Annotated in this window: 14 protein-coding genes; 9 read left to right on the top strand and 5 right to left on the bottom strand. The window is 30.9% G+C overall.

Going from position 1 to position 15182, the window contains the following annotated elements; all coding sequences use genetic code 11:
* The first annotated feature begins 2 nt into the window (after positions 1-2).
* The 4 genes from ACFQ1O_RS11975 (at position 3) to ACFQ1O_RS11990 (ending at position 5045) form a co-directional block, all read left to right on the top strand.
* Complete coding sequence (locus tag ACFQ1O_RS11975) at positions 3-1610, top strand: pyruvate dehydrogenase complex dihydrolipoamide acetyltransferase (protein ID WP_377716267.1); 1608 nt, start codon at positions 3-5, stop codon at positions 1608-1610.
* Between the two features lie 77 nt (positions 1611-1687).
* Positions 1688-3268, top strand: a complete 1581-nt coding sequence (locus ACFQ1O_RS11980; protein ID WP_377716268.1) for an aryl-sulfate sulfotransferase — start codon at positions 1688-1690, stop codon at positions 3266-3268.
* An 81-nt stretch (positions 3269-3349) separates the two neighbouring features.
* Complete coding sequence (locus ACFQ1O_RS11985; RefSeq protein ID WP_377716269.1) at positions 3350-4366, top strand: M28 family metallopeptidase; 1017 nt, start codon at positions 3350-3352, stop codon at positions 4364-4366.
* On the top strand, positions 4359-5045 hold the full coding sequence (locus tag ACFQ1O_RS11990) for an SDR family NAD(P)-dependent oxidoreductase (RefSeq protein ID WP_377716270.1): 687 nt from the start codon (positions 4359-4361) through the stop codon (positions 5043-5045). Before ACFQ1O_RS11985 ends, ACFQ1O_RS11990 begins: the two co-directional genes overlap by 8 nt.
* On the opposite strand, the gene ACFQ1O_RS11995 is transcribed toward ACFQ1O_RS11990, so the two are convergent.
* A complete protein-coding gene (locus ACFQ1O_RS11995) occupies positions 5035-5547 on the bottom strand; it encodes a hypothetical protein (RefSeq protein ID WP_377716271.1) in 513 nt (170 codons plus the stop codon). The two genes, ACFQ1O_RS11990 and ACFQ1O_RS11995, sit on opposite strands and share 11 nt — an antisense overlap.
* Positions 5544-6434, bottom strand: a complete 891-nt coding sequence (locus tag ACFQ1O_RS12000) for a hypothetical protein (RefSeq protein ID WP_377716272.1) — start codon at positions 6432-6434, stop codon at positions 5544-5546. Before ACFQ1O_RS12000 ends, ACFQ1O_RS11995 begins: the two co-directional genes overlap by 4 nt.
* A 218-nt stretch (positions 6435-6652) precedes the next feature.
* Between ACFQ1O_RS12000 and ACFQ1O_RS12005 the strand changes: the two genes are divergently transcribed.
* The 5 genes from ACFQ1O_RS12005 to ACFQ1O_RS12025 all read left to right on the top strand — a co-directional run bounded on the left by ACFQ1O_RS12005 (position 6653) and on the right by ACFQ1O_RS12025 (position 11257).
* Positions 6653-7435 carry a DUF4349 domain-containing protein gene (locus tag ACFQ1O_RS12005; RefSeq protein ID WP_377716273.1) on the top strand — a complete coding sequence of 261 codons (783 nt, stop codon included), beginning with the start codon at positions 6653-6655 and terminating at the stop codon, positions 7433-7435.
* 48 nt (positions 7436-7483) lie between these two features.
* Entirely contained in the window at positions 7484-8086 is a 603-nt protein-coding gene (locus tag ACFQ1O_RS12010; RefSeq protein WP_377716274.1) for a SprT-like domain-containing protein, read from the top strand.
* Between the two features lie 6 nt (positions 8087-8092).
* On the top strand, positions 8093-9169 hold the full coding sequence (locus ACFQ1O_RS12015; protein WP_377716275.1) for a mannose-1-phosphate guanylyltransferase: 1077 nt from the start codon (positions 8093-8095) through the stop codon (positions 9167-9169).
* Between the two features lie 122 nt (positions 9170-9291).
* Positions 9292-10719, top strand: coding sequence for a DUF389 domain-containing protein (locus tag ACFQ1O_RS12020; RefSeq protein WP_377716276.1), 1428 nt, complete (start codon positions 9292-9294; stop codon positions 10717-10719).
* A complete protein-coding gene (locus ACFQ1O_RS12025) occupies positions 10706-11257 on the top strand; it encodes a hypothetical protein (protein WP_377716277.1) in 552 nt (183 codons plus the stop codon). The genes ACFQ1O_RS12020 and ACFQ1O_RS12025 overlap by 14 nt, the downstream gene beginning before the upstream one ends.
* Here ACFQ1O_RS12025 and ACFQ1O_RS12030 read toward each other — a convergent pair.
* The 3 genes from ACFQ1O_RS12030 to ACFQ1O_RS12040 form a co-directional block, all read right to left on the bottom strand.
* Positions 11254-11823, bottom strand: a complete 570-nt coding sequence (locus ACFQ1O_RS12030) for a HupE/UreJ family protein (protein WP_377716278.1) — start codon at positions 11821-11823, stop codon at positions 11254-11256. The two genes, ACFQ1O_RS12025 and ACFQ1O_RS12030, sit on opposite strands and share 4 nt — an antisense overlap.
* Positions 11820-12299, bottom strand: coding sequence for a DUF6702 family protein (locus tag ACFQ1O_RS12035; protein WP_377716279.1), 480 nt, complete (start codon positions 12297-12299; stop codon positions 11820-11822). Before ACFQ1O_RS12035 ends, ACFQ1O_RS12030 begins: the two co-directional genes overlap by 4 nt.
* 84 nt (positions 12300-12383) lie before the next feature.
* Positions 12384-15155 carry a fibronectin type III domain-containing protein gene (locus ACFQ1O_RS12040; RefSeq protein WP_377716280.1) on the bottom strand — a complete coding sequence of 924 codons (2772 nt, stop codon included), beginning with the start codon at positions 15153-15155 and terminating at the stop codon, positions 12384-12386.
* Positions 15156-15182 lie beyond the last annotated feature (27 nt).

A 15182-nucleotide genomic window follows, 5' to 3' on the forward strand; every position in this document is an offset into this window, starting at 1 on the left:
CTATGGCAGAAATAATAAATATGCCTCGTTTAAGTGATACCATGACAGAAGGAGTGGTAGCCACTTGGTTGAAAAAAGTAGGGGATGCAATTGAGGAAGGTGATATTTTAGCTGAGATTGAAACAGATAAAGCTACAATGGAATTTGAGTCTTTTTATGAAGGAACTCTTTTACATATTGGTATTCAAGAAGGAGAAACGGCTCCGGTAGATTCGTTATTGGCTATTGTTGGTGAAAAAGGAGAAGATATTTCTGGATTGTTAAACGGAGGAGCAACAGCTTCAGTTACGGCAGAGGCTCCAAAAGCGGAAATTGCTAAAGAAAAAGTTGTTTCTACGGCATCAATTCCAGAAGGAGTAGAAGTAATAACAATGCCTCGTTTAAGTGATACTATGACGGAAGGTACAGTTGCTTCTTGGTTAAAAAGTGTTGGAGATGCTGTTGAAGAAGGAGACATTTTAGCTGAGATTGAAACAGATAAAGCTACAATGGAATTTGAGTCTTTTTATGAAGGAACATTACTTTATGTAGGTTTAAAAGAAGGAGATTCAGCACCTGTAGATTCTGTACTAGCAATTATAGGTCCTAAAGGAACTGATATTACTGGAGTAGCAGAAAGTTTTAGTAAAGGAGGAGAGGCTGCAGCTCAGCCTGTAACGGAAACTAAAGAAGTGCCTGCTCAACCATCTTCAGCTAAAAAAGAAGAAGTTAAAGCTGTTACAACTACTCAAGAGAACACTAGCGGAAGAATTTTTGTTTCGCCATTAGCTAAAAAAATGGCAGAAGATAAAGGAATTTCTTTAGCTGCCATAACCGGTTCAGGAGAGAACGGAAGAATTGTAAAAAAAGATATAGAGAATTATCAAGCACCAGTAGCTCAGTCATCAGTAAGTGCGGCTAATATTTCTACGTTTGTGCCAGCTGGAGAAGTGGCTCACGAAGATGTTAAAAATTCTCAAATGCGTAAAGTAATAGCTAAGCGTTTAGGAGAATCAAAATTTACAGCTCCACATTATTATTTAACAATAGAGTTAGATATGGACAATGCGATTGCTTCTCGTAAAACAATTAATGCTATTCCGGACGTTAAGATATCATTTAATGATATGATTGTTAAAGCATCTGCTATGGCTTTAAGAAAGCATCCACAAGTAAATACTACCTGGATGGGAGAGAGTACTCGCTATAACAAGCATATTAGTGTAGGGGTTGCAGTAGCAGTAGATGAAGGATTAGTAGTTCCAGTTTTACCTTTTACAGATCAAATGAGTTTAACAACTATAGGAAGCAATGTAAAAGATTTAGCTGGTAAAGCAAGAAGTAAGAAATTAACTCCACAAGAAATGGAAGGAAGTACCTTTACCATATCTAATTTAGGTATGTTTGGTATTCAGGAGTTTACTTCAATCATTAATGCACCTAATTCAGCAATTTTATCAGTTGGAGCAATTGTTCAAAAACCAGTTGTAAAAAACGGAGAGATAGTTGTTGGTAACACAATGAAGGTAACATTAGCTTGTGATCATAGAACAGTAGATGGTGCTACAGGAGCTCAATTCTTACAAACATTAAAAGAATATGTTGAAAACCCTGTAACCATGTTGGCTTAAAAACGACTATTATTTATAAATAACATAAAATCCCACCTCCATGAAATGAAAGTGGGATTTTTTATTAATAATACTATATGAGAGGGATAATATTTTTTTTATGTACTGTTTGTTTTGTTCAAGCACAAACAACTATTGGTTTATTACATTATAATTCTAATGTTTCTGATGGTTATTTGCTTTTCGGGCATAAACAGGACAATGATGTTTATTTAATTAATAATTGTGGGGAAGTTGTTAATCATTGGTTGACGGATAATAGATTAGGAGTTGCTTACCTGTTAGATAATGGTAATTTATTAAAATCAGGTGGTGGTTTTTTAGAATTACGAGATTGGGATAACTCTTTGTTATGGAAGGTAGATCTAACAGTATATGGCTTAGATCAGCACCATGATATTGAGCCAATGCCAAACGGTAATGTGTTAGTATTATCTAGGGATGTATATACATCAGCTGAGGCTATTGCTCAGGGAAGAAATCCTTCTTTAGTAAATACAGAATTAAGATCAGAAAAAATAGTCGAAATTCAGCCAGTAGGAACCAATTCTTTAAATGTTGTTTGGGAATGGAAAATATGGGATCATTTAATTCAAGATTTCAGTGCTGCACAGCCTAATTTTGGAGTTGTGGCAAATCATCCTGAACTTTTAGATTTAAATTTAGGAACATCTTCTAGTAATTGGATACACGCTAATGCAGTGGAATATAATGAAACTTTAGATCAGATAGTTTTTTCTTCTAGAAAGATGAATGAGATTTATGTAATAGATCATAGCACGACTATTTTAGAAGCTGCCTCACATACCGGAGGTAATTCTGGTAAAGGAGGTGATTTTCTTTGGCGTTGGGGGAACCCTATAAATTATGATCAAGGAACAGCAGGCGATCAAAAATTGTATGGTCAGCATGACCCTAAGTGGATACCTAATGGATATCCTAATGCAGGAAAATTATCTTTATTTAACAATGGAACAGGAAGAACACCTGAATATTCGTCCGTACATATAATAGATACACAAGTAGATATTAATGGTAATTATAGTATTAGCGGAAGCTTCTTGCCAAATGATTTTTTCTGGTCTTGGGATGGAAGTGTATTAGGGACAACAGTTTTTAGTAATTCTCAAAGTGGTGCAAATGTTCAGCCAAATGGTAATGTTTTATTTTGTGAAACGGTACCAGGAAGAATATCAGAAATAGATTCTTCAGGTAATTTGGTGTGGTCTTATGAAAACCCTATAGGAACATCAAATTATGTACAAGGAGATATGATTCCTAATAGTCAAAATCAAGTTTTTAGAGCAGAGAAGTATCCAGCAAACTTTGTTGGTTTTACAGGAAAAGATTTAACACCTATAGGTATCATAGAAAATATAAATTCAATTTCAGATAACTGTAAAACTCTTAATGTAGAGGAATTTGTTCTAGGAGAGAATAGGTTTAAAATTTATCCAAATCCAATAAATTATGAGTTTAAGATTTCTGGGGAAGAAAGTATTGAATCAATTCAAGTGTTTAATTTAACAGGAAAAATAGTTCTTGAATATACTCAACCTCTCAATAGTTATAAAGTTTCAGAATTACCTCCAGGTATGTATTTTGTGAAAATTAGGACTAAAAAAGGAGCTAGGATTAAGAAAATAATTAAAGAATAAAAATATATAATATTAAAAATCCCGTTTCAAGACACATGTTCGAAACGGGATTTTTTTATCTTTAGAACAAAATGAAAATAGATGATTAAAAATATATTTTTTTTAAGCTTGCTGATAATTTCTTGTAAGGGATCTACAGTAGTTATGGATAATGATAATCCAGAGAACAATCAATTACCAGAACCTTCTAAACACGATGTAATATATGCAGATGTTAAGAAAAAGCCAGCTTTAGTAACTACTCCAGAAGAAGTAAAAGAAATAGTTTCTTATTTGGCTTCAGATGAGCTAGCAGGGAGAGATACGGGGTCTGAAGGAATTGACAAAGCTGCTACTTATATAGCTAATAATTTTAAAGATAGTGGGCTAAAAGAATACTATAAATCGTATCGAGATACTTTTAAAGTTGGAAATAAAGAAGCTTTTAATGTTGTTGGGGTTATAGAAGGTAAAGATCCTGAATTGAAAGATGAGTTTGTGGTTATAGGAGCTCATTACGACCATATAGGAAACGGAAAAAAAGTAGGAGAAGATATCATAGCAAATGGAGCTAATGATAATGCTGCAGGTACAGCAACAGTTATGGAGTTAGCTAAATACTTAGCTAAAAAAAGCAACAAAAGGAGTATTCTTTTTGTGGCTTTTGCAGCTGAAGAAAAAGGTTTGTTGGGCTCAAAACATTTAGCAAAAAAACTAAAAAATGAAGGAGTTAATGTAGCAATAGTTTTAAATTTTGAAATGATTGGTGTTCCGTTAAAAGATAAAGACTATACAGCTTATGTTACAGGATATAATATGTCTAATTTGGCAGAAAAAATGAATTCTTATGCAAGTGCTAATTTAGTTGGTTATTTGCCACAAGCTAAACAATATCAGTTATTTTCTAGGTCTGATAATTATCCTTTTTACAAAGAATTTAAAATACCTGCTCAGACTTTTTGTACGTTTGATTTTACTAATTTTGATTATTATCACCATGTAGATGATGAAGTAGATAAGTTAGATTTTAATCATATGGCTAGTTTTATAAATGCGTATGCACTAGCTGTAGAAAAAGTAATCAATTCTAAACCAGGCGAAATTAAATTAAATGAATAAAAATATAATTGTTACTGGTACTAGTAGAGGTATTGGTTTTGAGTTAGTACAGTTGTTAGCTAATCAAGGAAATCGAGTTTTGAGTTTATCTAGAAACAGTCAACCTATTAATGACTTAAAGCTATCTCATGTTACATCTTTGTCTTTTGATTTGGCAGAATCTTCAGATTACGAAAAAGTGAAGAATTTTGTTCAAGATGAATGGAATGGTAAAGTAGATATTTTAATAAACAATGCAGGTTTGTTGGTAAATAAACCTTTTGGAGAGTTAACCACTTTCGATTGGCAAAAAGTGTATGAAGTAAACGTATTTGGAGTTGCTCAACTAATTCAGTGTTTAATCCCTTACATGAGTAAAGGAGCTCATGTAATTACGGTAAGCTCTATGGGAGGAATTCAGGGGTCAATGAAGTTTCCCGGATTAGCTGCGTATAGTTCTAGTAAAGGAGCAGTAATTACCCTTTCTGAGTTATTAGCAGAAGAATATAAGGAAAAAGGAATAGCTTTTAATGTGTTGGCTTTAGGAGCTGTGCAAACAGAAATGTTAGAAGAAGCTTTTCCAGGTTACGAAGCACCATTATCTGCCTTAGAAATGGCTACTTATATAGCTGAATTTTCTCTTACAGGAAATAAGTTTTATAATGGTAAGGTCTTACAGGTTTCTAGTACTACTCCTTAGTGGTGAACTTTACTTGTTGACTCAATACAGTCATACCTTCAATTTTAGTTTTTATAGTAGTTATTTTAGCTGTTAGATAATGAGTCTTCCCTTTTACGTTATAAGTGAAATTGATTAATTTGGTAGAGTCATCAATAGATTTATAACTGTTTGTTTGTTTGAGTTCCTTTATCAAAATAGATTCAGGTAGGTTGATTAAAACAGAGTCATTTTCAATGATATTCGAAATTTGATATTGTATTTCTGGTTTAAATTTTGTTTCCTTTTTATAAAGTGAATTCAATTCAACGAGTTCATTTAGTTTTTGTAAAATTAAATCATTGTTTATATAAAAAGGACTCTTGTCAGCAAGATCAATTTCGTTAGTATGTGGCTCAAAATCATCACTTATAGTTTCTTCTGAAATTTCTAGATTCTCATAAGGTATTGTTTTGTCATTACTTTTAGCACAAGCATAACAAATAAAAACAATGACCAATATTAAATATTTTAAGCTATTCATTTAGTCATAAATTTAAGAGTTACTATTTTATTGTTTTTGTATTCCTTTTTAAGGATTTGAATGTTTTTTAAACTACTAGTTGGGATTAAAAGTTTATTAATAAAATCTTCTTTAGTATATATTTCTATTCCAATACTGTTTTTAAATACTTGGTATATTTTAGCTTTACTATCAATAAGGTTTTCTAATTCTCTTTTTCTTTTTTGCCAATCCTTAATGTTTCCGTTGGTGTAGTAGTTGAGCATTAATGCGTAATCATCGGTTTTTAATTTTATAACATCTTTAATAGATCTTTTGTTGCTTTTATGAATAGTATCACTAAAATAGAAGGGAGAGGAGGCTACAATAATTAATTTATTTTCTTTAGTCTCATAACTGAAACAACCTAAACTATCTGTTGTTTTGTAGATTGATGGTTCGTTATTAATTAAAATTTCTAGATTAATTTTGGTGTTAACAATAGGTTCATTGGTGTCTTCATCAATAAAGCAAAAATGATAATGGTTCTCTTTGTTATAGAAATACGCAGATAGGACTAAGGAAATTAATACAGTTAAACCAATTAATAATACTTTTTTATGAGCTTTGTTTTTTTGCGGTTTAGTATTTTTGGTTTTAAAGTCTTCCCAGTTGTTATAATTGCTATAAATACTTAATAAGTTTAAAATGTCGATTCTGGGTAACTTTTCGGGAGTGTTTTTACAATAAGTATAAAACCATTTTTCGCTTACTTTCCCTTTAGTTTTTTGAAATAAATCTTCTTGAAAAGAAGTTATCATGCTTCCTTTCCATTCTTGTATTTTAAAGGAGGAACCGTTGTTGCTATTAAATACTTCTGTAATAGCCTCTTTTAGTTTTTCAAAATAAATATGTTCTTGCTTTGTCAAGCCTTTGATTTATTGGTGTTTACTCTTTTGTAAATACTTTACAAGAATGTTACAAGTGTATTACAAGAGAAAATATTTGGTTAATGAGATGTTTGTGATGTATTAACAAATAAAAATATAAAATTATGAATGCAAATAAATTTATAACTGGATTTTTTTTAATGGGTATTATCCTAATAAACCATTCTTGTAGTAAAAATAGTAATAACGAATCAGTTATGAAACAGGAAGTAGAGCTTATTTCTTTTGAAGAAGAGACATCACTAGAAGGAATAAACCCTAATACAATGGATATTAGTAATAATGAAAAAAAGCAAAAGTCAATAACTACAGATTTTACTCCCAATAATTTAAAAATTATTAAATCTGCAGATACGAAATATAAAGTTAAAGATATTTCTAAGGCTTCAAAGGAAATAAAAAACTTGGTGTTAGCTAATAATGGATATGTTTCTGAAATGCGTTTTACGAATAGTTCATACAGTAAGCAGAATGTTTTTGTTATAAAAGTACCCAATTATCAATTTGATGGTCTGTTAGAAAAAATTAGTTCATCGGCAATTAAAATAGATTATGAAAACATAACTACCCAAGACGTTACAGAAGCTTATATAGATGCTGAATCTAGATTAAAGACTAAGTTAAAAGTTAAAAAAAGATATGAAGAGATATTAAGAACAAAAGCTTATAAAGTAACAGATTTACTTGAGGTAGAAGAAAAGATAAATGATATACAAGAAGAGATTGAAGCTGTTCAAGGTAAATTGAATTTTATGAAAAACAAAGTGTATCTAAGTACTATAAATATTGAGTTATATGAGGAATCTAAAACTCTAGTTCATAATGAGGAAAATGATAATAAGTTCTCTAAAGAAATCAATAAAGCAATGAATTTTGGGTTAGAAATAATCAAAGTTTTTTTATTAGCAATGGTTTATATATGGCCAATCTTATTATTGTTAATACTAATTTATATTGCATATAGAAGAAAGAGAAAATAATGTCAAACCTTATTCTTTTAAAAGGATATGGTTTTTTATATTTACCTAGTGCAACAAACTTTATTAAAATATCTACCAGAAAGAGCAGTTCCAGACGTATTGAGCTTATTAGAACATAATAGGGTTTATCTAAAAATTGTTAATGAACGAGTTACTAAGCATGGCGATTACAGAAAGTTATCCAATGGTCAGCACCAAATAACAATTAATGCTAGTTTAAATAAATACAGGTTTTTAATGACTCTTATACATGAAATAGCTCATTTAGTAGCTATTCAAAAATATGGTAGAACTATAAAACCACATGGGAAAGAATGGAAATTTACTTTTCAGCAGTTAATGTTGCCATTTATAAACCCATCTATTTATCCTAATAAGTTATTGCCTTTGTTGGCCAATCATTTTAAAAATCCAAAAGCAAGTAGTGATACCGATGCTCGTTTGTCTGTAGCATTAAAAGAATACGATCCAGAAAATGAGAAACATTTTGTTTATAGATTACCAGCAGGGTCGGTTTTTAGAATTTACAACGGAAAGGTATTTAAAAAAGGAAATAAAAGAATTAAGCGTTACGAATGTTTAGAATTAAACACGGGTAAAGTATATTTGTTTCAACCCAATGCTGAGGTTGAATTATTAAAAGGATACTAAAATAATATGAACAAAAATTATTATGCAATATTAATGGCTGGAGGAGTAGGTTCTAGGTTCTGGCCAGTAAGTACGTCGAGTTTTCCAAAGCAATTTCATGATATGTTAGGAACTGGTGATACATTAATACAAAAAACCTTTAACAGACTATCTAAGTTAATTCCATCAGAGAATATTTATATCCTTACCAACGAGAAGTATAATGATTTAGTTTTAGAGCAGTTACCGCAAGTTACCCAAAAGCAAGTGCTTTTAGAGCCAGCAATGCGTAATACAGCTCCTTGTATTTTATATGCTTCATTAAAAATTCAAAAAGAAAATCCTGATGCAATAATGATAGTTGCACCTAGTGATCATTGGATTGAAGATGAAAAAGCTTTTACTAAAAATGTGCAAGATGCATTCGACTTTTGTTTAAAGAATGATGCTTTAATGACTTTAGGAATTCAACCTACTTTTCCTAATACAGGTTACGGTTATATTGAGTATAATAAAACAGATGAAAATTTGGCTAAAAAAGTTTCTCAGTTCAGAGAGAAACCAGATTATAATACGGCTAAAGAGTTTATAGCTCAGGGTAATTTTTTATGGAATGCTGGTATTTTTATGTGGAGTGCATCGAGTGTAGTTAAAGCATTTAAAGAAAATGAACTTGGTTTGTACCAACTTTTTGAGAAAGGAATTGATGTTTATAATACAGAGTTTGAACATGATTTTATTCAAAATAATTATGCTAAAGCTGAAAACATATCGGTAGATTATGCTATTATGGAAAAGGCAAAAAATGTATATGTTTCAAGTGCAGCATTTGATTGGAATGATTTGGGTACTTGGGGAAGTTTATATGATAAACTGGATAAGGATTCTGATAACAATGCATTAGTAAATTCTCAAATATTAGCAGAGGACGCTTCGGGCAACATGATAAGAACAACTAAAGATAAGTTAGTTGTTATAGATGGTATAAAAGATTATATCATTGTAGATAAAGAAGATGTTTTAATGATATATCCAAAGTCTAAAGAACAAGATATTAAACAAATAGTAAATAGAGTTAAAGCGCTTGATAAGAGTTTGACTTAGACTGCTTATCGATGTTTTTTTAGTTTTAATCCAAAAAAAGTAATTAAGAACCGTTGTGTTTAGTAGAATAAATACAACGGTTTTTTGTATTTTCAACCTGTTAAAATGACCAATACATACATATGATAGATCAAAACCAATTAACACCAGAAGAAGAAAAGGTAGGAGAGACTGTAGATGTTAAAAAAGACGCGAAAGGTTTGGTAAAAAGTGTTTCAACCTTTTTGTCGGAACTTTTAGATATAAGAGATGAGACAGATCGAGAGCAAACCATAGAAGGTATAAAAACAGATATTCCTTTTAAAGGTCATATAGCTTGGATTTTAATATTTGCCGTATTTATAGCATCTATAGGGTTAAATGTAAGTTCTACTGCAGTTGTTATTGGAGCCATGTTAATATCTCCTTTAATGGGACCAATTTTAGGTATTGGTATGTCCTTGGCAATTTTTGATATGCAAACACTTAAGCGTTCGCTTGTTAATTTAGGTGTAATGGTTGGTTTAAGCGTTTTTACAGCATTTTTATATTTTAAATTATCACCCTTAACGGAGTTAACACCAGAGTTAGAAGCGAGAACTTCGCCAAATATTTTAGATGTTTTTGTAGCTATTTTTGGAGGTTTAGCACTTATAGTTGCTAAATCTAAAAAAGGTACAATGGCCTCGGTTATTTTCGGAGTGGCTATTGCAACAGCTTTAATGCCTCCTCTATGTACAGTAGGTTATGGTTTAGCGGTTTGGGAGCCTAGGTTTTTTGCAGGTGCAATGTATTTATTTTGCATCAATACCATTTTTATAGCATTATCAACATTTTTAGTAGCGAAAGCACTTCGCTTCCCTTTGGTTAAATATGCTAATGCAGAGAAGCGTAAAAGAATTAAGTGGACTATTACTTTTATAGCTTTATTGGCAATGCTACCTGCTTCTAAAACATTTTATGATGTATGGAAAGAGTCTAATTTTAATAGAGACGTAAAAGCATTTGTAACTAACGAAATTAAAGGAAATAAAGAATTACAGTTGTTAGAAACAAACTATGATTATGATACCCAAACTATAGAGTTAGATTTTTATAGCCATATAACAGAGGTGACTAAAGCCGATTTGTTAAATGAGTTAAAAGGAGAGGCCTATCCTAATTTACACGAGGCAAAATTAAAAATTAAAGGAAGTAATACAGATAATTTCGAATTGGTAAAAGATTTATTAGCCGAGAAACGAAAAGAAGTTCAGGATTATAGAAAAGAGATTAATAATTTAGAGCAGCAAGTAGCGGAGCTAGAAAAAACCATTGAAGAAACTTCTGGCCAAAAGCCATTAGACCTTTTATCAATTTCAAAAGACGCAAAAATTGAATTTTCCGAATTAGAAACTATAACATTTGCCACAGAATTAAAATCTAATTTTAAGAAATTAGACACGCTATCTGTTGTTAGACCTATCTGGAAAAATAATTTGATCGATAGTTTAGCTATTAAAAGAAATGGTAAACTATCTAGTTGGCTAAAAACCGAGTTAAAAGTAGATACAGTTTATGTTAAAAAATAAACTTTTAAATAAAGGAATATTAAGTAAAAGACTTCTAGAGATGGGAGTCTTTTCTTTTGATCAATTGATAGCTTTAATTCAGAATCTACCTTATGGTAGAAATGCAGATAGAGCAAATCCTGATTTGGTATTAAAAGAGTTAAAGGGAGCTTGTAGTACCAAACATGCATTAATTAAAAAGATAGCTTTAGAGCAAGAAATAAACGAGGTAAAACTTATACTGTGTATGTTTAAGATGAATGCTAAAAACACATCTAAAATAGCTAAAGTTCTTTATAAATATAACCTAGAATATATACCAGAAGCTCATTGTGTTTTACAAATAAAAAATCAGTATTTAGATATTACAACAAGTAAGTCATCTTACAATAAGATTAAAGAAGATGTAATAGAATTAGTAGAGATTCAACCAGAACAGATAGGAGTATTCAAAGTCGAATATCATCAACAGTTCTTAAAGACTTGGTTAAACAATAATAATTATTCTTTTGAAGAGTTATGGAAAATAAGAGAAGAGTGTATTGAAGCCCTTAGCTAAAATAGCATCATATTTAAAATGCTAATTAATATAAGGCTGTTAATAATGATTCTACTCCATTTCAACTCTTTTATAAAAATATGAATAATAGAAAGTATTACTAAAAAGCCAAATACTATTAATAGTTGTGCAATTTCAATACCTAGGTTAAAGCTTAATAGAGGAATAATAATTGATTCATCTTCAAAAAACATATTTTTTATGAAGTTAGAAAATCCTAATCCGTGAATTAAGCCAAAGAATAAGATAGTATAGAAATATCCTTTTTTCTTCTGTTGTTCCTTGCTTTTAAAAAGGAAATAGAAGTTTCCAAAACATGTAATCATTATTGTAATAGGAATGAGTGTTTCTATCAGGTCCATAGGCATAGAAACAATATTTAAGCCTGCTAAAATGAGTGTTAAAGAATGACCTATTGTAAAAGCGGTAATCAATTTAATGATTTCTTTCCAATCACTTAACTTATATAATAAGCAAAAGGCAATGATGAAAAAGAAATGATCTAATCCATTAATATCTAAAATGTGATTTATTCCTAATTCAAAATAATATTTAAACTCATTCATAGTAGGGTAGGGGTGTTAATATTAAATATAAAGTGTTTTTTTTGAGATTCTGGAGTGTTTATCTGTAAACGATTTTCTTGTTTTTTAAAAGCATCAAAAAGCAAAGTGTTATTAATTTGATAATGTTTTTTGGGCTCTATGTTTGTAACACTTTTTAGGTGTATTATTAGAGCAATTTTCCCTTTAGTAAAATCAAGACTTTCTATATTTAAATTAACTTTTTTGTCTCCTTGTAGAATGTAAAAGTTTTCGTGAATATACTTTTGTAGAGCTTTTGTTCCATTACTATTAATGGTGGTGAATTCAGGTTCTTTAAGTCTGTATTTCTGACCAATGTGATAACTTAAGTCATCTAAGAATAATCTTGTTTCTATAATGGCGTAATTATTAACACCAAATGTCATTCTACTGAATGACATTTTTAAAGGGTGTAAAAATAAAGTAGAGCAGTATAACAATAAGAAAAAACTTTTCATTTATAATCTAATAATTAATTGGTAGTGCATTTCTAAAGCTAAAAAAGAATAAAATATGTGTGTTTTTCTTTGGTTTATAGAAGCTTATTTAATGATTATGTTTAAGTTGTAAATCTTATCGGAATAAACTTTTAGTAAGTATTTTCCAGCGGGTAAAAACTGTTTTTCAATTTTTACTTTTGAAGCACCTATATGCTTAACCTCATATACCTTTTTACCAGAAAGATCATAGATTTCTAATTTAGAAATAGGATGTTGTGTATCAACATAGGCATATTCTTGTATTGGGTTAGGATAGAGTGAAACGTTATTTTTAGAGGTGAAATTTTCTGAATTCAATACATTGTTTACCACACTAAAGTAGACACGATTTGAAACTTCGTTATAACTGTCATCAGTAAACATTACAATAAAGTAATCGCCAGTTGTATCTGGAACCTGATTAGGTTGCCCCGATGTACCTGCACTATCATCTATTGTTGTTACACCATTAGCCAAACCTCCAAAATACTTATAAGTAAATAGTTGATCTGTTCCTGGGTTTTCTCCATTTTTATAAATTCCTAACCAGTCTTTCTCTTTACCAGGTCCATCTGTAAAAGAAACAGTAATGTTTTCATTTAATTCATATTCTGTTTTATTTGTTGTTATGGTTGTAATTTGTGTTCCAACCTGAAAATAAATACGTTCGCCAATCTCAGAGTATCCGTTTTTTAAATGGTAGGTTGCATAATAGTATCCTTTAGGTAAGTTGCTATATGTTTGTGTGCCATTAGCATTGTTAACATATTGCCAACTAGTATAAGTGCCAGTAGCTGGAGCAGTACCAACCTTATAAATGCCAATCCAATCTTGAGAATTGTTAGGTGCAGTTGCATAACTTAATAATACATCTTCACCTTCAGCATATTCAGTTTTATTAGAACTTAGCGTTGGAATATTTCCAACCCAGAAATGAATAGGGTTAGTTAATTGTGTGTAACCATCATTTTCAAAGAACGATACAAAGTATTCACCACTGGTAGTAATTGAAAAATTTACAGTTCCACTAGTGTTACCATTAACATAGCTCCATGCTGTTGCGGCTGTAGAACCTGGGGTTTGTCCTTTTTGATATATGCCAATCCAATCTTTAGCATTTCCAGGTCCATTAGCATAGCTAACTGTAATTGTTTCGTTAGTATTGTAATATGGTTTGTCTAAAGAAATAGCTGGTTGCCCGTCTACACTACCTGTAATTTCAAATTGTAATGTATCTGACCATTCACTCCAATTTAATGCTTTATCACGATGTCTAACTCTTATATAATGTGTTCCATTATTTAATTGGTTTGTTCCTATATCTAGATTAAAAATACCAGCTCCTAAACCAATATCAATAGTTTCATCTGTTTGACCATTTAATGGACCGTAGAAGTTTTCGTGATTTCTAAAAGTGTCTCTTTCTAATACTGAAAAGTCACTTGCGGCAGAAATTTGAAATTGTGTAGAATTATAAGCTTCTCCTGTAGATGTGTTATAAGCACTGCTATTAAAAGTGTATGGCAAACTAATAGCATTAGTAATATTATTAGTAATAGAAGGCTTATTAGGGACAGCAATTCCTCGTTTTATATGAAAACTGTCTAAAAGAGTATTGTTTTTAGTTGTGGTTAAACTACCAATAGTATATGATTCAACCTTCATTTCGTTAGAGGCGTTATCGATTTCAACTAATTGATAGGCAAAGTTAGACCAAGAACCTTGTGTCTCTTCATGGTCAGTTTCATTAGAAGAATCACCCCAATATTGTGGCCACGCTGTTCCTCCTGAAATTATATGGTATCCCGGATGATCTTTAAATTGCCCTCTAGAATATAAGTGATGGTGTCCAGCAATATGTAGCGCAAATTTATTATTGGTTTTTAAAATTGGGAGTACGTTTGTACCGTACCATGGTGAGTAATCATTAGAGTATTGTTCTGCTTGATATGGTCTATGAGAAATAGTAATGATCCAGTCAACATTGGTATCTGTTGCTGCAGCATTTAAAACTGAAGTAACCCAATTTAATTGTGTAGTTCCATTAAGTTCTGTGTCAAGAACAACAAATAAAACATTGCTCATTTGATATGCGTAGTAACGTTCTGTTCCAGAATTAATGCCTTGATAATCGAAGTTATTGTCAAGAATAAAGTGTTCATAATAAGCATTTAATCCCATAGCCCCATATAACTCATGATTCCCAACAGCGGTAATTAACGGTAGATTTGGAGTAATATAACGTTGTTTTTCAAAATGAATTTTTTCATAATGAGTTAAGTTTCCATAGTCTACCTGATCTCCATCATTTATAATTAAATTAAAGTGATCTGCTAAAGGTGTTCCATACAATTCTTCTGCTTTACTTTTAGCAGCTTGAACCAGTTCGTTGAATTTAGAATATGGCTGTCCTTGGTAGTTAATCAATTGGTGATCTCCTAAAACAATAAAACGGAGTTTTTCGTTGTTGTTTCCGTAATTGGGAGGTGTTTTAAAATAGTGTACTGCTGACTCATCACTGCTCCCACTTTGTACTTTATAATAATATCCTGTATTAGGAGTTAATCCTGTTAATTGCACATTGTGCCAGTGATATGGAGAAGTGTAACCTGAATCTTGTGGAGATAAATTTACTGTTGTACCATTAACAGTGGTAGATAAGTTAGTAGAGGTAGTCCCATAGCTTACTGAAGGGTTTGTACCATTGTCTGTTTTCCAACTTACCCATATGGAAGTTGGCTTTGCAGCTTGTAAATAAGGATTGATGTTTTGTGAAATAACTTTATGAGTAAGTAGAATCAGAAAAATTATTAACAGTTTACCAGAATTTTTCATTGGAGTTTAATTTTGTTACGAATGCAG

This window comes from Pseudofulvibacter geojedonensis, from assembly GCF_042675745.1.
GTDB classification, from domain to species: Bacteria; Bacteroidota; Bacteroidia; order Flavobacteriales; family Flavobacteriaceae; genus Pseudofulvibacter; species Pseudofulvibacter geojedonensis.